Annotated in this window: 20 protein-coding genes; 9 read left to right on the top strand and 11 right to left on the bottom strand. The window is 44.9% G+C overall.

The annotated features are described in order from the left end of the window. Positions 1–14: 14 nt before the first annotated feature. From VEJY3_RS12200 to VEJY3_RS12190, 3 genes are all read left to right on the top strand, one after another. Positions 15–494 (top strand): GreA/GreB family elongation factor, encoded by a 480-nt coding sequence (locus tag VEJY3_RS12200; protein WP_014232783.1) that lies wholly within the window; start codon positions 15–17, stop codon positions 492–494. A 61-nt stretch (positions 495–555) separates the two neighbouring features. Beyond that, positions 556–1299 (top strand): YggN family protein, encoded by a 744-nt coding sequence (locus VEJY3_RS12195; RefSeq protein ID WP_014232782.1) that lies wholly within the window; start codon positions 556–558, stop codon positions 1297–1299. 281 nt (positions 1300–1580) lie between these two features. After that, a complete protein-coding gene (locus VEJY3_RS12190; RefSeq protein WP_014232781.1) occupies positions 1581–2945 on the top strand; it encodes a sodium-dependent transporter in 1365 nt (454 codons plus the stop codon). 81 nt (positions 2946–3026) lie between these two features. Here the strand turns inward: VEJY3_RS12190 and VEJY3_RS12185 are convergent, their stop codons facing one another. The 4 genes from VEJY3_RS12185 to tsaA form a co-directional block, all read right to left on the bottom strand. Beyond that, positions 3027–3218, bottom strand: a complete 192-nt coding sequence (locus VEJY3_RS12185) for a DUF4250 domain-containing protein (RefSeq protein WP_005456636.1) — start codon at positions 3216–3218, stop codon at positions 3027–3029. After that, positions 3218–3424, bottom strand: coding sequence for a YaeP family protein (locus VEJY3_RS12180; RefSeq protein WP_014232780.1), 207 nt, complete (start codon positions 3422–3424; stop codon positions 3218–3220). The genes VEJY3_RS12185 and VEJY3_RS12180 overlap by 1 nt, the downstream gene beginning before the upstream one ends. 197 nt (positions 3425–3621) lie before the next feature. Continuing rightward, a complete protein-coding gene (locus VEJY3_RS12175; protein WP_014232779.1) occupies positions 3622–5337 on the bottom strand; it encodes a proline--tRNA ligase in 1716 nt (571 codons plus the stop codon). Positions 5338–5448: 111 nt separating this feature from the next. Continuing rightward, positions 5449–6159: a tRNA (N6-threonylcarbamoyladenosine(37)-N6)-methyltransferase TrmO gene (gene tsaA, locus VEJY3_RS12170; protein ID WP_041170370.1), complete on the bottom strand. Its 711-nt coding sequence runs from the start codon at positions 6157–6159 to the stop codon at positions 5449–5451. Positions 6160–6300: 141 nt separating this feature from the next. Here tsaA and VEJY3_RS12165 point away from each other — a divergent pair, with 141 nt between their 5' ends. The 3 genes from VEJY3_RS12165 to VEJY3_RS12155 all read left to right on the top strand — a co-directional run bounded on the left by VEJY3_RS12165 (position 6301) and on the right by VEJY3_RS12155 (position 8507). Further along, on the top strand, positions 6301–6555 hold the full coding sequence (locus VEJY3_RS12165) for a type B 50S ribosomal protein L31 (RefSeq protein WP_014232777.1): 255 nt from the start codon (positions 6301–6303) through the stop codon (positions 6553–6555). Between the two features lie 10 nt (positions 6556–6565). Next, positions 6566–6691 (top strand): type B 50S ribosomal protein L36, encoded by a 126-nt coding sequence (gene ykgO, locus VEJY3_RS12160; RefSeq protein ID WP_005380299.1) that lies wholly within the window; start codon positions 6566–6568, stop codon positions 6689–6691. Between the two features lie 229 nt (positions 6692–6920). Then, complete coding sequence (locus VEJY3_RS12155; protein WP_014232776.1) at positions 6921–8507, top strand: AbgT family transporter; 1587 nt, start codon at positions 6921–6923, stop codon at positions 8505–8507. Positions 8508–8577: 70 nt separating this feature from the next. On the opposite strand, the gene VEJY3_RS12150 is transcribed toward VEJY3_RS12155, so the two are convergent. After that, entirely contained in the window at positions 8578–9021 is a 444-nt protein-coding gene (locus VEJY3_RS12150) for a YaiI/YqxD family protein (RefSeq protein WP_014232775.1), read from the bottom strand. Then, positions 9018–9311 (bottom strand): hypothetical protein, encoded by a 294-nt coding sequence (locus VEJY3_RS12145; protein WP_014232774.1) that lies wholly within the window; start codon positions 9309–9311, stop codon positions 9018–9020. Before VEJY3_RS12145 ends, VEJY3_RS12150 begins: the two co-directional genes overlap by 4 nt. 1046 nt (positions 9312–10357) lie before the next feature. On the opposite strand from VEJY3_RS12145, the gene VEJY3_RS12140 reads away from it, so the two are divergent. After that, a complete protein-coding gene (locus VEJY3_RS12140) occupies positions 10358–10843 on the top strand; it encodes a GNAT family N-acetyltransferase (RefSeq protein ID WP_049794640.1) in 486 nt (161 codons plus the stop codon). On the opposite strand, the gene VEJY3_RS24815 is transcribed toward VEJY3_RS12140, so the two are convergent. Together VEJY3_RS24815 and VEJY3_RS12135 are read right to left on the bottom strand one after the other, a co-directional pair. Beyond that, entirely contained in the window at positions 10803–11102 is a 300-nt protein-coding gene (locus tag VEJY3_RS24815) for a DUF3301 domain-containing protein (RefSeq protein ID WP_014232771.1), read from the bottom strand. The two genes, VEJY3_RS12140 and VEJY3_RS24815, sit on opposite strands and share 41 nt — an antisense overlap. Before the next feature lie 13 nt (positions 11103–11115). Then, on the bottom strand, positions 11116–12153 hold the full coding sequence (locus VEJY3_RS12135) for a DUF3549 family protein (protein ID WP_014232770.1): 1038 nt from the start codon (positions 12151–12153) through the stop codon (positions 11116–11118). Between the two features lie 79 nt (positions 12154–12232). Here VEJY3_RS12135 and VEJY3_RS12130 point away from each other — a divergent pair, with 79 nt between their 5' ends. Both VEJY3_RS12130 and truC read left to right on the top strand, forming a co-directional pair. Then, a complete protein-coding gene (locus VEJY3_RS12130; RefSeq protein ID WP_014232769.1) occupies positions 12233–12547 on the top strand; it encodes a YqcC family protein in 315 nt (104 codons plus the stop codon). A gap of 5 nt (positions 12548–12552) precedes the next feature. Continuing rightward, complete coding sequence (gene truC, locus VEJY3_RS12125; RefSeq protein ID WP_014232768.1) at positions 12553–13329, top strand: tRNA pseudouridine(65) synthase TruC; 777 nt, start codon at positions 12553–12555, stop codon at positions 13327–13329. 84 nt (positions 13330–13413) lie between these two features. Here the strand turns inward: truC and VEJY3_RS12120 are convergent, their stop codons facing one another. The 3 genes from VEJY3_RS12120 to map all read right to left on the bottom strand — a co-directional run bounded on the left by VEJY3_RS12120 (position 13414) and on the right by map (position 17541). Next, a complete protein-coding gene (locus VEJY3_RS12120) occupies positions 13414–13797 on the bottom strand; it encodes a DUF3461 family protein (protein WP_014232767.1) in 384 nt (127 codons plus the stop codon). Positions 13798–13938: 141 nt separating this feature from the next. Further along, on the bottom strand, positions 13939–16563 hold the full coding sequence (glnD, locus tag VEJY3_RS12115) for a bifunctional uridylyltransferase/uridylyl-removing protein GlnD (RefSeq protein WP_014232766.1): 2625 nt from the start codon (positions 16561–16563) through the stop codon (positions 13939–13941). A 99-nt stretch (positions 16564–16662) separates the two neighbouring features. Beyond that, positions 16663–17541 carry a type I methionyl aminopeptidase gene (gene map / locus VEJY3_RS12110; protein ID WP_014232765.1) on the bottom strand — a complete coding sequence of 293 codons (879 nt, stop codon included), beginning with the start codon at positions 17539–17541 and terminating at the stop codon, positions 16663–16665. Between the last annotated feature and the right edge of the window lie 325 nt (positions 17542–17866).

Raw genomic sequence — 17866 nt, 5'->3', positions numbered from 1 at the left:
TGCGTCTTAAAAGTATGAACAAAGCAGAGTTAGTCCAAATAATCATTCAAAAGCTGGAAGAAAAACTTCAGGTTGCACACGCTTCTACTCAGAGAGCTATTGATGCCGCGACGGATGAAGAAACGGTACCAGAACACAAGTACGACACTTTGGCGTTAGAGGCTTCCTATCTTGCTCATGGTCAGGCAATGCGAGTTCAGGAGAGTGAAGAAGAATTGCGCCAGTACCGTTCGCTAGTGGTTAAAGACTTTACAGATGCACCGATTGGCGTCGGAGCTGTCGTCTTACTGGAAGACGATGACTTGACTGAAAAGTGCTTTTTCATCGGCCCTTGCTCTGGTGGGTTAACCGTTGAGTGGCAAGGTAAACAAGTTTTTGTCTTAACGGCGAAGTCCCCGCTAGGTCGAGCACTCATGGGGAAAGAAGAGGGTGATGATGTCAATATTAAAATTTCCGACAAAACAATTAGTTATGCCGTGGTGACGGTTTTCTGACATCAAATCTATAACCCAGTGTTATGTTTAACATTAGTAAGGTTGAATTAAAGAGAAAGACATGAAGAAACTGCTTACATTTTCATTGCTGGTAGTGAGTGCTTCTGGCTATACAGCACAGTGTCGTGTGGACATCAATAATGAAGTTCGCCTGGATGGACAGAGTTTGGAAATTCATCAGACTACTGGCGATAGTGCAGTTGTCGATGAAGATAACAACCTGTTTATTAAAGGGGAGCAAGTTGAACTTGATTTTGACCAGAAAGCCGCGCTTGAAGGTTATCGAGAGAAAATGAACGCTTACATCCCTCAGGCTAAACAATTGGCGAGTGATGGTTTAGAGCTGGCGAATGCCATCATCGATGATGTCGCGGCGAGTCTGGATGCACCTGACGCATTTGACAATGTAAAAGCATCGGTCAAAACATTTTTTGAAGACGTAGAATCGCGCTACTACAAAGACGGTGACTTTATTTTGCCTGCTGAAAGTTTTGAATCGATGACTCAAAGCTGGACGGACGATTTTGCTAAAGCTCAGGAAATCTTCAACAAAGAGTTTTTGGCAAGTGCGTTTGAAGCGTTGTCGAAAAAGATGCAAGAAGAAGACGGGCTTAATCTGACGGCGCTGTCTGAAAGTATGACGGAGTTGAGTGCAAAAGTTGAACAACGTATCAATGAGCACTCGCAAGGTATAGAGCAGAAAGCGGAAGAGTTGTGTGACTCACTCGATGATATGGCCGCTCAGGAGGATAACGTCCTGAAGAAAATCCCAGAGCTGAAAGATTACCGAGTCTTTACTATTTAGCTTCTGAACATAACCAAAGAGAGCGCCATTGTGCGCTCTTTTGCTATATGGGCATTTAAACCATCACATGCAGCTGACGTTTTATTGAGCGTTCTGCTAGGTAATCTCTGATCATCAAATGCATCATTACGACAAACTTTGAGATGTACGTAATATTTTACAAACTGAATTTCTGCTGATCGTTCTTGTTGTCGAGTATTTAACCTACTTGCTCTTGCTGATTAGTTGATATTTCTATAATGTACTAGCCAACTAGTTCATTGATGTATTGTGTGAGTGGTATGACACAACAAAATTCTTCTCAGCCTCGTGAGCATTTTGGCTCTCGTCTCGGATTCATTTTAGCTGCAGCAGGTGCGGCAGTGGGTCTGGGCAATATTTGGGGCTTTCCAACGCAGGCTGCCAGCAATGGTGGTGGTGCATTCTTGTTAGTTTACTTGGTGATGATTCTAATCGTCGCTTTCCCGATGCTTGTGGTTGAAATGGCGATTGGTCGTCATGGTCAGGCAAACCCAGTCGATAGCATGCGTGCGTTGACGCATAACCCTGTCGCTAAGAAATTTGGTGGTCTGGTCGGTTGGATCGGTCTGAGTGTACCAAGCGCGGTATTAGCGTTTTACTCCATTGTTGGCGGTTGGTTGATCTGCTTTTTACTTGGTGCGATCACTGACATCATGGGCTTGGTAGAAGTGACCGCTTGGTTCAAAGGATTCAGTGTAGAGCGCAACCTGTTCGGTACGATTACTTTTTATGTTCTTACCGTTTTGATCGTACAGGGTGGCGTTAAAGAAGGTATCGAAAAATGGTCAACGCGTTTGATGCCTGCACTGTTTGTGCTGTTTGGCTTGCTGTTTGTGTACATCATGACACAAAACGGTGCAATGGAAGGCCTTAAGCATTACCTGGTACCGGACTTTGAAAAAGTTTGGGACAGAAAGCTTATCTTGGCTGCAATGGGGCAGGGTTTCTTCTCACTGACCATTGGTGGCTGTTCGATGCTGATTTACGGTTCTTACTTAAGCAAAAAAGAGAACCTGCCTAAAATGGCGATGAACGTGACTCTAGTCGATACCGCCGTAGCATTTATTGCTGGTCTGGTCGTTATGCCTGCGATGTTCGTAGCGATGCAGAAAGGTGTTCAGATTTACGCGGATGATGGCTCGTTGCTTAGCTCGGATACCTTGGTATTTACGGTATTACCATTGATGTTTGATAGCCTGGGCCTCCTTGGCCAGTTGTTCTCAATCGTGTTCTTCTTATTGCTGACAATTGCTGCGCTGACATCATCTATTTCTATGCTTGAGTGTCCGGTAGCGCTGGTAAGTGAACGCTTTAATACCAAACGCAGCGGAACCAGCTGGGTTCTTGGCGGCTTAATTGCTCTGTTCAGTGTCGTGATTGTTTATAACTTCGGTGCAATGTTCGGCTTGGTGGCAACTGTGGCGACTCAGTACTTACAACCAACGGCGGCGTTACTGTTCTGTCTGTTTGGTGGCTGGGTATGGAGCCGTAACTCGAAGATTAAAGAGCTCGAACAAGGCTTCCCAGAATTTACTTTAGGCTGGTTTGGTAAAGTATGGCCAGCTTATGTGAAGTTTGTTTGTCCGGTGCTTGTGGCTACCGTTATCTGGGCTTCATTCGGATAATCGACTGATTCATAGATAAAAGAAAAGGGCTTGATGATTGTTCATCAAGCCCTTTTTGTATTCTTTCGGTTAGCTAACGTATTAACGGAACTGACCAGCTTCCGGAAGGAAATCAAAACCTGCAGTTGCCAGCTTTGCTTCCAGCGCTGCACGGTCAATATCAAAGAAAGCCACTAGCTTATCCAAATCGCCGCCAAAGTCATCACGTAGCTTCATGTTGACGATGCTCATCAGCATCACAGGATCCATAGACTCAAAATTCGCTAGATTCATTACTTATCCTCAAAATCAGAAATCAGTAAGTTTGCCGCGGCAAATGCTGCAGCTTCACGAGTTTCTTGCGGTAATGACTCGTTTGCAGCAACGTCATTCAACGCTTTTACTGCACAAGAAATTGCTTGTGGCACATAAGCTTGATCGCCACTGCCGATTTGAGCGTAAAGCTCACGAACTAGTTCACAACAGCCGTATACTTGCATTGCATAATCCTTAAAAGTGATAACTGGTCTCAAATATACACATAGCCGATTTGAAACTCAAAGCAGAGACTTGTCTTGCCTCAATTAGTTGTTCGCATTGAGCATGGATTAATCAAAGGTGGTTCATGGTGGGCTATAGGTACAAAAAAAGGGCTGACCGAAGCCAACCCTTTCTAACAACAAGATTTGTTTAGAACTTATTGTAGTTGAGCTTTAATGTGCTCAACAATATCAGCCATTGCTACGGCTGTTTTCTCACCACTACGACGATTCTTGTACTCGAAGTTGCCTTCTTTCATTGAACGATCGCCAATGATGATCGTGTGCGGTACGCCTAGTAGCTCCATATCAGAGAACATTACGCCCGGACGCTCTTTACGGTCATCAAACAGTACTTCGACACCCATAGCGGTCAGTTCTGCGTACAGCTTCTCAGCCGCTTCTTTCACTTCTTCTGACTTGTGCATGTTCATTGGTACGATTGCTACCTGGAACGGCGCAAGCGCGTCTGGCCAGATGATACCGTACTTATCGTGGTTCTGTTCAATAGCAGCAGCAACTACGCGAGTAACACCAATGCCGTAACAGCCCATCTCCAGAATAACGTTCTTACCATCTGGACCAAGCACGCCACAGTTCATCTTCTCAGAGTAGTTCTTGCCTAGCTGGAAGATGTGGCCAACTTCGATACCACGTTTAAGCTGTAGAGTACCTTTACCACATGGGCTTGGGTCGCCTTCAACCACGTTACGTAGATCTTCAACTTGGCCAAGCTCAACGTCACGACCCCAGTTAATACCGAAGTAGTGTTTATCGTCGATGTTAGCACCGCCAGCGAAGTCACTCATTACCGCGACGCTGCGATCAACGATGAATGGCAGTTTAAGGCCAACCGGACCAAGTGAACCTGGACCTGCGCCAACAAGAGCACGAATTTCTTCTTCTGTCGCCATTTCTAATGGAGCTGCAACTTGTGGAAGGTTTTCTGCTTTTACCTCGTTAAGTTCGTGGTCACCACGTACGAGTAGGGCAATGATCGGTGCATCAACTTCATCAGACGCTTTAACGAATAGTGTCTTGATGGTTTTTTCGATCGCAAGACCGTGTTGTTCTACCAGCTGTGCGATGGTTTTCGCATCTGGTGTGTCTACCAGTGTCATTTCTTGAGTTGGCGCTGGAGCTGAGTCCGCAGGTGCCAAAGCTTCTGCTTTTTCAAGGTTCGCTGCGTAGTCTGACTCAGTAGAGAAGGCGATAAGGTCTTCACCACTTTCAGCCAGTACGTGGAACTCTTGAGAGCCGCTACCACCAATTGCACCGCTATCTGCAAGTACAGGACGGTAATCCAGACCCATACGGTCAAAGGCTTTACAGTAAGCATCGTGCATTGCGTCGTATGACTTTTGCAGACCTTCTTTGTCGATGTCGAAGCTGTAGGCATCCATCATAGAGAATTCACGAGAACGCATTACGCCAAAGCGTGGGCGTCGTTCGTCACGGAATTTAGTCTGGATTTGGTACAGGTTCAAAGGAAGCTGCTTGTATGAGCTTACTTCGTTGCGTACCAAGCTGGTGATCACTTCTTCAGCGGTCGGGCTAAGAACAAACGGACGTTCATGGCGGTCAGTAAAGCGAAGCAGTTCAGGACCCATTTTCTCGCTGCGGCCTGTCTCTTCCCAAAGTTCAAACGGCTGAACAACGGGCATCAAAGTTTCGATTGCACCTGCATTGTCGATTTCTTGACGAACGATGTTTTCGACTTTACGCATTACACGTAGACCAGTAGGTAGCCAGGTGTATAGACCTGAAGCCAGCTTACGGATCATACCTGCACGTAGCATGAGCTGGTGGCTCACTACTTCTGCGTCGTTTGGAGTCTCCTTCAGAGTAGAAAGAAGATAATTACTGGTACGCATTAAATTTATCCGTTTATTTAAGTTAATAACTCATGTCAGTGCTGACGAGAGTATGGAAGTCCCACAATGGGAAATTTGTTAGCCGCCTATAATATCAGCCAATTGGCTTTGTCAAAAGCTTTCGATCGCGGTAACCGTTATTAAGTTGTCCTTAACCGTAAACTTGACGTTTAAATCGAACAAATTTACCGCATATTCTTTGCTGTCTGGCTTGTTTTTCTTGTACGCCGGACGAGGATCCTGCGCTAAGACTTGTTCTATCACTGACAGTACATTATCGCTATTGGATTGCTTTTTCACCATTGCTAACGCTCGTGATGAGAGAGCTTGCGAAGAAAAAGTAACAGGCAATTTTTCTGGTTCTTCTCCCGCATAACCACCTTGCGCATCTGGAATTGAATCCGAGTAGGGGATATAGGGCTTAATGTCGATAATCGGTGTGCCATCAACTAAATCGACACTGCCTAGATCCAGGTAGATTTGGTCACCCTGCTTGATCACGCCTTTTACTTCCACGGCTGACATACCGATGCCATTTGGTCGAAAAGTCGATCGAGAAGCAAACACGCCCACTCTTTCGTTGCCGCCTAAACGTGGTGGTCTGACTGTCGGTTTCCAGCCAGCCTCTAAATTTTGATCGAAGAGAAACAGCAACCACACATGAGAAAACTGCTCTAATCCTCTGACCGCTTCTGGGCTATTTGCTTCGCCTAATAGTTTTACTCTTGCTTTTGCGGCGGGAACCAAACGTGGCTGGCGAGGAACCGCGAATTTTTCTTTATATGGAGTTTCAATGATGCCAATTGGCTCAATGGAATATATAGTGGACATCTTTAAGTATCTTCACGCAAAAACTATTAATGCAGAAAGTACCACATATTTCTCTTGCATTTCTTTATGAGAATAGTTATTAATTAAAATGTTATAACATAACATAACATTAAATCTCAAAAGGAAAACACGATGAAACAAGGTATCCACCCTGAATATCGCCCAGTGGTCTTCCACGACACCAGCGTAGATAAATATTTTGTTGTTGGTTCAACCCTTAAAACTGACCGAACCATCGAATGGGAAGACGGTAAAACGTACCCGTACATGACTTTGGACGTGTCGTCAGCATCTCATCCGTATTATACGGGCAAACAGCGTGTGGTTCAGGCTGAAGGACGTATTGCTAACTTTAATCGTCGTTTTGGGCAATTTACTAAAGAATAAGGAGAAAGACATGAAAGTGGTTAAATCATTAAAGAGTGCGAAAAGCCGTCATCCTGACTGCCAGATAGTGAAACGAAGAGGGCGTCTGTACGTTATTTGCAAAACGAACCCTAGATTCAAGGCCGTACAGAAGTAGCAATATATTATCTCGGTTGATTATGGTTTTGTTTAATTGATAGTGTTGATTTATCTGTTTTATATGGATGAAATATCTGCATTTTTAATGTTAAGTGGTTAAATGTTTGTCTATTAGTTACACTTTGTAACGTTTTTGACTTTGAATTGACTCTTTACTCAAGTACCCTTCGCTCGCTTTTTGACAACTTTGTCACATTTGCATAGGAATAAAAACAAGGAGGGAACAGATGAGTTCATCTGCTTCAATTAAACAAAACACGCCTAAAAAGCCGCTGTTTACGCGCTTTTTGGATACTGTCGAATATTTGGGGAACCTTTTACCCCACCCGATTACACTATTTGCCATTTTCTGTTTAGCCATTTTGGTGATGTCGGGCATAGCTGGTTACTTCGAAGTTTCAGTTATGGACCCTCGTCCAGAGGGTGCAAGTGGTCGTTCCGCAGACGGTATGATTCACGTTGTCAGCTTACTTAACGCTGATGGTCTACAACTTATCGTTACTAACCTAGTGAAAAACTTTGTTGGTTTCGCACCGTTAGGTACAGTACTTGTAGCAATGCTTGGCGTTGCAATTGCAGAATACTCAGGCCTACTTTCAGCAGCGATGCGTGGTCTTGTAATGGGTGCTTCTCAGCGCATGGTTACAGTGACGGTCGTCTTTGCTGGTATCATTTCTAACACAGCATCAGAGCTTGGCTACGTGGTACTGATTCCACTGGCTGCAATGCTTTTCCACTCATTAGGTCGTCATCCTCTTGCTGGTCTTGCTGCTGCATTTGCTGGTGTATCCGGTGGTTACTCTGCAAACCTACTTATCGGTACGGTCGATCCACTGCTTTCAGGTATCACTGAAACTGCAGCTCAAATGATCGATCCAAACTACACAGTAGGCCCAGAAGTAAACTGGTACTTCATGTTTGTCTCTACTTTCTTTATTGCAGGCATGGGTGCATTTGTTACTGAGAAAATCGTTGAGCCAAAACTTGGCAAATACAACGAAGAAGAAGCCTCAGAAGATCTGTCTAAAGACAAAATGGGTGGCCTGACAGACCTAGAAAAGAAAGGTCTGAAACTGGCAGGTATTGCAATTCTGGCAGTATCAGCACTATTGGCTTGGACAATCGTTCCAGAAGACGGCGTTCTACGCTCTGACGCAGGTACTATTGCTGGTTCACCATTCCTGAAAAGTATCGTTGCTTTCATCTTTGTATTCTTTGCTATCCCTGGCTTTGTATACGGTAAAGTTGTAGGCACGATGAAAACTGACCGCGATGTTATCGATGCGATGTCTAAATCTATGTCTTCTATGGGCATGTACATCGTACTGGTATTCTTTGCAGCGCAGTTTGTTGCTTTCTTTAAATGGACGAACTTTGGTCAGGTATTCGCAGTTGCGGGTGCAGACTTCCTGCAAAGCATCGGTCTGACTGGTCCTATGTTGTTCTTCGCATTCATTCTAATGTGTGGCTTCATCAACCTGATGATCGGTTCTGCATCGGCACAGTGGGCTGTAACAGCGCCAATCTTCGTACCAATGCTTATGCTAGTGGGTTACGCACCTGAAACTATTCAGGCTGCTTACCGTATCGGTGACTCGACAACCAACATCATCACACCAATGATGAGTTACTTTGGTTTGATTCTAGCGGTTGCAACTCGCTACATGAAGAATCTAGGTATCGGTACGTTAATCGCGACCATGCTACCTTACTCAATCTGCTTTATCGTAGGTTGGAGTGTGCTGTTCTACCTATGGGTATTCGTATTTGGTCTACCAGTAGGTCCAGGCGCGGCAACTTACTACACGCCGTAATAAAAAGCACCTCACACAGCTCCAAAAAAGCCTGCGAACTTCGCAGGCTTTCTTCGTTTTGGACGTTTGGTTAACGCTTGGCGAGAATTCTATCTAAGTGATTGGCAAATTCTCGGCGTTCAGTTTGTGACAGTGAAGCAGGACCACCGGTTTGGATGCCACTAGAACGCATGGTGTCCATAAAATCACGAATGTTGAGGCGTGCTTTAATGGTGTCTTTGGTGTAAAGCTCTCCACGAGAACTCAATGCCAGTGCGCCCTTGGTTATCACTTCATCGGCGAGTGGGATATCGGAGGTGATCACCAAATCATTGGCTTCCACTCGTCTCACAATTTCGTTATCGGCAATATCAAAGCCTGCCGGCACTTGAAGCGAATGAATATTTGCTCTTTTCGGAACAGGTACAATGTGGTTGGCGACAAAAGTGCATTCAACACCAGTGCGTTCTGCTGCGCGAACAATGGTCTCTCGAATGACCTTTGGGCAAGCATCTGCGTCTACCCAAAGCTTCATGATTTTTTCTCGCTCAGTTTTTTTTCTAGCGCTTCAATACGTGCCGTCAATTGGGCGATTGTATTTTCAAGCGTAGTCAGACGGTCTTCTTCCGATGTTTTTTGTGCGGCGATTTCAATTTTTGGAACACGATTAGCGCTCTTCCAGCTCTTAAGCGCAGTGATGAGTGCAGGCATAGGGACTGGCGTTTTCATTCGTGCTTTAACTAGAGCCACACTCGGTTCTTTGCCCTCTTGTTGGAGCTGTTCCATTACCGTTTCCAGTTCTTTAGTGACGTCTTGGGTTAACATTTTCAATCCTTAACAACGATATTGTTATCATCATACGTCGAGCGGCTACATTTAGCGAATGGCAATTTGGATCGCATCTTGTGAGAGATCTCTTACAAGCGGTGTGAGAGAAAACGATTTCTTTAGCAGATAAACAGAAAGACCTTGTTGTAATACATTGATATATTTGATTTTAACTTTTATTTAACAATTAAATTCTGAAAAAATGTTAGTGGGCATGATTGTGATTGCAAAAGAAAAGAGTAAATTAAACCTTGTCAGCAGGATGCAGACACGGAACAGGAAAGCACCACGGATTGGTTGTCGTCAGGAAGACGATTTGGTCACTTGGGATGAGTGAACAAGCACGGAGCACTGGACATTGTACGGACACAATCATCAATAGGATGTTGATGACTAAGGATAGACAATGGACCCCTCATAGGATTGAGGCAGGACAGCATCAGGACGATGCAATGGACACCGCTCAAGGAACAAGTGAAGTGCGCTAACGGGGAATGTTGGCTATCAGGATTGATAAGGACACCGCTAGGACGGCGACGAAGGACAGTACTGATGGATTCAGTCACTATTATGGATGATGCATGGAGCATTATTTAGTAGCCGGACTGCTGCGAGTAAGATCATGACCCCGATACTTTTGTGTCGGGGTTTTTCTTATTTAAAGTAAATGCTTTAAATTTGGTCAGTATGACGTTATTGGTGAGAAGAGGCGATTAATTACGCTCGAATGGCTGATATAACCAAAAATAAGGAAGTCGTTAAGAACTGACAACATTGTCAGACGATTCCTACATAAGCATTTAGTGACTGTAATAAAATTATTATCATAAGATAAGAACAATATAATAATAAATTGCAATTCAACATGTTGTTAATTAAGCAATTATCGAATAGTGCCCATTCCAATCAGTTGGTTTACTTTTGGCTTTTCTACAAAGTTTTATGCCCCGCAGGTGATGAATCGTATCTTTAGAATACGCGATATGCGGGTATTTTTGGTTTGTTGTAATCAAGGAAATGATGTGGCCATAGTGACCAGAAGAATGCTTCTTCTACCCTACGATGAGTCGTTACAACTCGAGTTTGTAATGCTTAACTGCTGCGCAAAAAACCGCGCCGAAATGAACGGTCCGCATACTGTAGCATCTGCTAAACAGCTATTTGAAAAAATACTGGATGATAGAAATATTTATAGCCTGGCTGTTCTCGAAAGTTCCAGCCGTGATTATATGGGGCATATCTTTATTTCTCAGCTCGACTCTGAGCCAGAGCTAGGATTTATCTTTGATAAAGCTTACTGGGGGAAAGGTTTAGCGACAGAAGCGCTGAAGGCTTTCTTCCCGAAAGCTTGTCGAGAGTTAGGCCTGCACAAAGTTACCGCAAATGTTAATAGTGGCCATCACGCTTCATTGGCTGTTTTGGAAAAACTTGGTTTTGTTGTCACCCGTGAAAGTAAGGACTTATACGGTCCTTACTTAGAAATGACCTTTACAAGCGATGAGGCGGTAGGTGAAAGCTCTGCGGCCTGAAACCAACCATAGTCAATTCCCCTTGGTAGCAGTCATCGCCAAGGGATGAAAACTCAAATTGATACACAGTATGCCAACGCCAGAGTCCATCTGGCGTTTTTAGTTTATGCGCACCAAAAGCGATGCTCACCAATTGGAGATCCAACTGATCACATTTCCTTGTTATTGCTGCTTTTGCCAGTTCAGATTGACGGCGCTGTTGCCAAAATAGAAAACAGAAAAAGCACAGTCCCAATATTGCCAGTAGATCTCCTATCATCCCTAACCCTTTATTAACCCTTTGTCGCTTGCTGTAAATTGACGAGCGCACGCGTCAATTCTTCGGATGGACTGGAATGCAGCAATGGCAGAAATACCATTCTCAGTTCTGGCAGCATAACTAAATCAGCAAAGAGTTGATTAAACAGGGTTTGATTGCCAGTTTGAGCAAGACGCAGTAAGAATTGTTCTGCGATTTCTGCGTCGGCTAGTAGATGCCAAGTACGGCCTGCAATGCCAATCAGTACTTCTTGGTGGCTGAGACGAGGGCTTTGCAGAATCGCTTTTAACACAGGAAGAGCGATGTTTGTAGGTGCTCCTGCTAATGCTCGAATGAGTGCAGACAGCAAGAATAGATCGGGTTCGTTACTCTCTATCTCTTTGTGTGCTTTTTCAGCGATACGCTCTGCAAGACGCTCTTGAAGGTCTACGTGTTCTAGTGCCCCTAACAGTGCATACAAAGGCTCGTTTGGTAGATGGTGAATGGCTTTGCGCAAGGCTACCGCATTTTGTTCTTTGCCTAAGCGAGCAGCCATGTCGGTAATACCTTGCACGCCGACAGTCTGCCAGTTTTCCCAGCCAAGACCACCAGAGAAATAGTGCTGTGTATGTTCGTAATACTGGCTGGTGGGCAGATCCAAACTAGAGCGAATTAAGCTATGGAATACCGCCATTTTGTCTTCAGAAGGTTTAAAGGTATATGGGTTATTGGACAGCTTTTGTTGCTGATCTTCAGACATATCGTCACTCAGGCGTGTCCCCATGGCTTCAACCACGTATTTTATGAAGTTACCAATATCAGACTGCTTCAATAGGCCGCGTTCATCGAGCTCGAACTTAAGAAACCAAATCCAAGGTTGCTTTTGCTCATTCCAGTAAGCGATGGCCAGATGTGCTTTGCGCTGCATCGGGAAAGGGTACGGGCACTGTCCTTTTTCCACATCGGCAAAGACTTGTGGCTCAATGGCCTTGATGCGACGACCAAGGTCGAAGATTTGATAATCACAGTTGCTGTTGTGCAGCAATTGAGTGAGGGTCTGAATGTTTTCCATTAAATACGACGTCCTAACGTTCTTTTCACAAGAGATGGTATCATTCTCGGCTAATTCAAGGTTCGATATGTAAAAGTTAATGACTACAAGCACAAAATTGGCGGAATTACTTCACCAACTTGAAGGGCAACTGCACAAGCACCGACTTTGGCAACAAACGATGCCATCGCCACAAGCATTACAAAGTGTGGAGCCGTTTGCGATAGATACCCTTCATCCACATGAATGGTTACAGTGGATATTTATTGCCCGAATGCGCGTTTTGGTTGAAAGCAACCAGCCTTTGCCACGTGGTTTTTCAATTGAACCCTATTTTTCAGAGGTGTGGAAACAAGAGCCGCAATACGCTGAGCTATTGGTCACCATCCGAACTATCGACGAACTATGTAAGTAACCTCAATGTCAGAACAAGAAACATCACAAGCCGTTTCTCCAGTGGAATTGGAGATTGTTTATCAAGATGAATACTTTGTAGCGGTGAACAAGCCTGCCGGTATGCTGGTACATCGTAGTTGGTTAGACAAACACGAAACCCAGTTCGTCATGCAAACGTTGCGTGATCAAATTGGTCAGCACGTTTTTCCTCTGCACCGTTTAGATCGACCAACGTCTGGAGTACTAGTGTTCGCACTTTCCAGTGAGGTCGCATCTCAAGTGATGCCGATGTTTGCTGAGCATAAAATGGAAAAAACCTATCATGCCATCGTGCGCGGCTGGATTGAGGAAGAGGGTGTTTTAGATTACGCGCTTAAAGTCGAATTGGATAAAATTGCGGACAAGTTCGCTTCTCAGGAAAAAGAAGCGCAAGAAGCTGTCACGGCTTATAAACCTCTGGCAAAAGTTGAAGTGCCGTACTCTACCGGGAAGTTTCCAACCACGCGCTATTGTCTAGTGGAAATGAAACCCAAAACGGGACGTAAGCACCAGCTTCGTCGTCATATGGCCCACTTACGTCATCCGATCGTGGGTGACACTTCTCATGGTGATGGTAAGCACAACAAACTGTATCGAACTGAATTTGATTCTCACCGTTTGTTATTGCATGCATCAGAGCTTCGTTTTGTTCATCCGTTTACCAATGAAGAGATCGTGATGAAAGCGAATATCGATGAGACATGGCAGCAGTTATTTGCTCGATTTGAATGGGATGAAGGGCTTGTTAGTCCAAAGAGCTAACGGACTCGTTCATTCTTAAAAAACGAAAGAAAAAGGGGTTGGTGAACTTACCAACCCCTTTATTATTTTTATGTATTTAAATCGTTACTTGAGTTTTTCTAGATCCGCTTCGATCTCTGCGATCTTGCTTGATACGACTTTTTCTAAATGGCGAAGATCAGACAAGATTTTCTCTTTGACGTCGACTTCAGCCACTTTGGTTGGTTTAGTGATTTTATTTAGTTCGTCAATAACTAAAGTAAGGTTGCGATTGATTTCGGTGACTTCTTTGTATTGATGACTGCCACTGTCTACAAGTACATTTTTGATTTGGCGTGGGTATTTAAATTTGACACTTTTGGCGAAGAGCTCGCCTTTTTGTTTTTGGAAGTAGATTTTCAGCACATCTTTATGTGCCTCTTGACGAAGGGAATAACGTTCAATCTGTTTTGGGTCTTGAATGCCCAAACCAGTGAGGTGTGGAAACATAGGCTACCTCTATATACGGAAATGATACCAGTTTTACTTTAGCAGCCTATGTACGTGCTAGATAGCTGATAATTAGTTAAATTGCTCAACTTGTGGGCAAGATCGCTATCACTCTTGCCCACGTTAATCGAGTTCCTTTACTTAATCGGTGACCGCCTCAGAAAGTGTCTCAATGAGCTGCTCTCGCAACGCATTTTGTTGCTCTTCACTGAGTCTTCCGCCTGTACCGCTGGTGAGAATGAATAAGTCTTCCGCTCGTTCTCCGATAGTCGTAATTTTTGCGCCGTGAATATTAATATTCAAATCCGCAAAAGTACGCCCGACTTTGGCCAGTAAGCCCGGGGTATCTAACGCAACAAATTCCATTAAGGTGTGTTTCTTACCTCTGGTCGGCAAGAAATCCACTTTGGTTTTGACATTAAAGTGTTGGAGTTTATGCGGGGTGCGACGGGTTTTAATCTTTGTTGGCCTGCCGTCTTCTAACACATGAGTTAAGTGTTTGATCACCGCCGCATGGCGAGACTCATCGATTGCTTCACCGTGTTGGTCAAGAACAATGAAGGTATCGATGACATGACCGTCTTTACTCGTCATGATCTGCGCGTCATGTACGTTGAAGTTACGTCTGTCCAGCTCTGCTACGACGGTCGCAAATAACGCTGGTTGGTCTTTGCTGTAAACGAAAACTTCAGTACCACCACGAGTGGCTTTTTTACTGATCAGCACCAATGGTTTGGTTAGATCGTCCATACGCAGTAAGTGCGCACAGTGCCACGCAATCTGAGTATGAGTGTGACGCAGGAAGTAATCGGCCTTGAAGCGTTGCCACAACACTTCTATCTCACGCGCTGAGAACCCTTCTTTGCGCAACAGCGCTGATGCCATTTGTTGATTGTGGCGAATGCGTTCACGCACATCAACCGGGTTTTCCAGGCCTCGACGCAGAGCACGCTGTGTAGAGTAAAATAGCTCCGCAAGTAGGGTACGTTTCCAGGCGTTCCAGAGTTCTGGATTGGTCGCACTGATATCCGCGACTGTCAGACAAACCAAGTATTCCAGTGACTCTTCATCACGAACCTTTTTGGCGAATTCAGTAATCACGTCCGGATCGTAGATGTCGCGTCGTTGAGCGGTAACAGACATCAGCAAGTGGTGTCTTACCAGCCAGCTGACGAGTTTCGCTTCTGGTTTCGATAGCCCATGCTCTATACAGAAATCATACGCTTCTCCCTCACCAATTACCGAGTGATCGCCACCTCGTCCTTTACCAATGTCATGGAAAATTGCTGCAATGATCAGCAGCTCTTTCTTTTGCATGCGAGGGTAGATATCGCAACAAATTGGATGCTTCTCGTGATTCGCTGGATCGTTAAACGTATGAATGTGCTTAAGCAAGCGGATGCTGTGCTCATCAACGGTATAAGCGTGGAAAAGGTCAAACTGCATCTGGCCAACAATTTGGCTCCACTGCGGCAGATAAGCGGCCATGACGCCAAGTCGGTGCATCAAACTAAATGCTTTGTGCAATGCATTTGGGTGTCGGCACAACGCGATGAATTTTTCACGCGCAGCGGGGATGGTATGCAGGAACTTATTTAAGCGGCGGCGAGCGGTTCGCAACTGACGTAAAGTAGGGGGGCTGACCCCTTCAATAGTGGAATCATTCGCGATGTGCAAGAACATATCGAGTATGGTTTCTGGTCGAGCCTGAAACAAAGCTGGCTTGCGGGCTTCAATCAATGAGCCGCGTCGCTGAAAATCGCCATCTAATATTTCAGCATTTTCAGTGATGCCACCATTGATGATCGCTTGGTCAAACAGCTTGAGCAGCATTTTGTTCAGCTCTGCCACGCGACGAAGGGTACGGTAAAACTCCTTCATCATCATTTCGACTCCACGATTGCCCTCGCCAACGTAGCCAAGGCTCTCTGCAACTTGAGCTTGATGAGCGAAAGTCAGGCGGTTGTCGTAGCGACGTAACTCTAGGTGCAAAGCAAAGCGAACACGCCATAAGAAATCCTGACACTCGACCAGCTCGCGGTACTCAGCATCGGTCAAAAAGCCATAACGACTCATCTCCAGCAAAGAGGTAGCACCAAAGTGTCGGCGAGCAACCCAGCTAAGCGTATGAATATCGCGCAGGCCACCAGGTGTTGACTTTATATCAGGCTCTAGGTTGTAAGTGGTGTCGTGATAACGAGCGTGACGCTCTCTCTGTTCTTGTATTTTGGCACGATAAAAGGTTTCACTTGGCCAAAACGAGTCGGATAACACGACTTTTTTTAGCGCCTGGAAGGTGTCTTCGCTGCCGCACAGCAGCCGAGCTTCCTGAAGGTTGGTGGCGACAGTAAGGTCATGGCGACCAATTTCCGCACACTCACTAACAGTTCGAACAGAATGACCAACTTCCAGTTTAAGATCCCATAAAAGCGTAATGAACTCGCTGATTTTTGCTTCTAGTGAAGTCGGTAGTTTTTTATTCGAAAGAATCAGGATATCAATGTCAGATAATGGATGAAGCTCTCCGCGACCATAACCACCTACGGCAACCAAAGAGATATTGTAAATATCGTTGAAGCCAAAGTGTTGCCACAAACGCTTTAGAAGCAAATCCATGTACTCCGCTCGGGCGAGAACCAAGCTCGTAACAGGATGGTGATTAAGAAATTCTTGTTTTTGTTCTGAGCCAAATCTCTCTAGCTCTTGTTTTAGTTCCCCGATATTGATTTGTTCATCGGTAAACGTAAGAGGGGACTGAAGTGACATATTTGCTATCCGTGCAAGCTAAAACTATTAGCAATCTAACAAATTTGATGCAGATAAAAAATATCCCCGCGAGGGCGGGGATATGATTGAGTGAAATTATTACGCGTTTTTCATCAGGCGAGGAATGGTATCGTCGCTGCGAAGTGTCAGGACTTCACAACCTTCTTTCGTTACCACAATCGTGTGCTCGTATTGCGCTGAGTTTTTGCCATCACCTGTGTATACCGTCCAGTCGTCTTGTGCATCGACACTGCAACCAAACTTACCGGCGTTAATCATCGGCTCGATAGTGAAACACATACCTTCTTTCAGGACACGACGATCTTTGTTCTTGTAGTGAACCACTTGTGGCTCTTCATGGAACTCATCACCAATGCCGTGACCACAGAAATCCTTCACAATAGAGAACTTGTTGCGAGGGTTGTTCTTATTGTTTTCTTTAATGTACTTCTCGATAGCTGTACCGATATCACCAACCGTAGCACCTGGCTTAACCTGACGCATGCCCACGTAAAGCGCTTCTTGCGTTACCATGCACAGACGTTTATTAGCAGGCGATACTTCACCAACCAGGAACATCTTCGACGTGTCACCGTGGTACCCTTGAGGGCGAACGCTCAGGTCTGCGTTTTCATCGTTAGGAACGATAACCGTAATGTCGACGTTAATAATGTCGCCATCTTTTAGTACTGCAGGTTTAAGTTGCCCGTTGCTGCCAACCTCATCTTGCTCGGCTGGAATGCCGTGACAGACGATGTGGTTGATAGACGTACAAATCGATTTAGGGAATCCATGGTAATCAAGTGGTGCCGAGTACGCGCCTTTTTCTAGTGCGTATTCATGACAAATTTTGTTGAGTTCTTCTGTCGTCACGCCGACCTTAATGTGCGGTTCGATCATCTCTAGAACGTCAGCGGCAAGCTTGCCCGCAATGCGCATGCGTTCGATTTCTTCAGCAGTTTTAATCTTGATTGACATTGGCTTTCTCTACTTATTCGTAAGCACGTAAACGTGCGAATGGCCGCATTCTAACAGACATCGGGCGATGAACCCAAGCCAGTTAAGAATATGAGTCATTCTTACTTGAAGTGTAGTAAGAGAATTAAGGCTGAGTAGGGAGGTATCGTGCCTAAAATGAAAAGTATAAGAAACAATTTTTACTAGCCATCTTGAGCTAAAATATGATATAAAGCGCGCCGGAATAGAGGTCTGTTCTCTTTGCTTAGTCAAAGCTAAAGCAACGAAGCTGGTTTCATCCGACAAACTTTTATCTTTAAATCACACACATTCCGTCACATATTCC

The organism is Vibrio sp. EJY3, from assembly GCF_000241385.1.
Classification (GTDB): Bacteria; Pseudomonadota; Gammaproteobacteria; order Enterobacterales; family Vibrionaceae; genus Vibrio; species Vibrio natriegens.
Note: the sequence above shows the minus strand (reverse complement) of the source record. Positions and strands in the feature narration are given on the sequence as shown.

What these genes read in the sequence shown, in the direction of transcription:
- VEJY3_RS12185 (WP_005456636.1), bottom strand. Translation starts at nt 3,218, where the DNA reads ATGAATCTAGCGAATTTTGAGTCTATGGATCCTGTGATGCTGATGAGC.
- VEJY3_RS12200 (WP_014232783.1), top strand. Translation starts at nt 15, where the DNA reads ATGAACAAAGCAGAGTTAGTCCAAATAATCATTCAAAAGCTGGAAGAA.
- glnD (WP_014232766.1), bottom strand. Translation starts at nt 16,563, where the DNA reads ATGTCACTTCAGTCCCCTCTTACGTTTACCGATGAACAAATCAATATC.
- VEJY3_RS12175 (WP_014232779.1), bottom strand. Translation starts at nt 5,337, where the DNA reads ATGCGTACCAGTAATTATCTTCTTTCTACTCTGAAGGAGACTCCAAAC.
- truC (WP_014232768.1), top strand. Translation starts at nt 12,553, where the DNA reads ATGTCAGAACAAGAAACATCACAAGCCGTTTCTCCAGTGGAATTGGAG.
- VEJY3_RS12165 (WP_014232777.1), top strand. Translation starts at nt 6,301, where the DNA reads ATGAAACAAGGTATCCACCCTGAATATCGCCCAGTGGTCTTCCACGAC.
- VEJY3_RS12145 (WP_014232774.1), bottom strand. Translation starts at nt 9,311, where the DNA reads ATGTTAACCCAAGACGTCACTAAAGAACTGGAAACGGTAATGGAACAG.
- VEJY3_RS12150 (WP_014232775.1), bottom strand. Translation starts at nt 9,021, where the DNA reads ATGAAGCTTTGGGTAGACGCAGATGCTTGCCCAAAGGTCATTCGAGAG.
- VEJY3_RS12180 (WP_014232780.1), bottom strand. Translation starts at nt 3,424, where the DNA reads ATGCAAGTATACGGCTGTTGTGAACTAGTTCGTGAGCTTTACGCTCAA.
- VEJY3_RS12190 (WP_014232781.1), top strand. Translation starts at nt 1,581, where the DNA reads ATGACACAACAAAATTCTTCTCAGCCTCGTGAGCATTTTGGCTCTCGT.
- VEJY3_RS12120 (WP_014232767.1), bottom strand. Translation starts at nt 13,797, where the DNA reads ATGTTTCCACACCTCACTGGTTTGGGCATTCAAGACCCAAAACAGATT.
- VEJY3_RS12155 (WP_014232776.1), top strand. Translation starts at nt 6,921, where the DNA reads ATGAGTTCATCTGCTTCAATTAAACAAAACACGCCTAAAAAGCCGCTG.
- ykgO (WP_005380299.1), top strand. Translation starts at nt 6,566, where the DNA reads ATGAAAGTGGTTAAATCATTAAAGAGTGCGAAAAGCCGTCATCCTGAC.
- VEJY3_RS12140 (WP_049794640.1), top strand. Translation starts at nt 10,358, where the DNA reads ATGCTTCTTCTACCCTACGATGAGTCGTTACAACTCGAGTTTGTAATG.
- VEJY3_RS12135 (WP_014232770.1), bottom strand. Translation starts at nt 12,153, where the DNA reads ATGGAAAACATTCAGACCCTCACTCAATTGCTGCACAACAGCAACTGT.
- VEJY3_RS12130 (WP_014232769.1), top strand. Translation starts at nt 12,233, where the DNA reads ATGACTACAAGCACAAAATTGGCGGAATTACTTCACCAACTTGAAGGG.
- map (WP_014232765.1), bottom strand. Translation starts at nt 17,541, where the DNA reads ATGTCAATCAAGATTAAAACTGCTGAAGAAATCGAACGCATGCGCATT.
- VEJY3_RS12195 (WP_014232782.1), top strand. Translation starts at nt 556, where the DNA reads ATGAAGAAACTGCTTACATTTTCATTGCTGGTAGTGAGTGCTTCTGGC.
- VEJY3_RS24815 (WP_014232771.1), bottom strand. Translation starts at nt 11,102, where the DNA reads ATGATAGGAGATCTACTGGCAATATTGGGACTGTGCTTTTTCTGTTTT.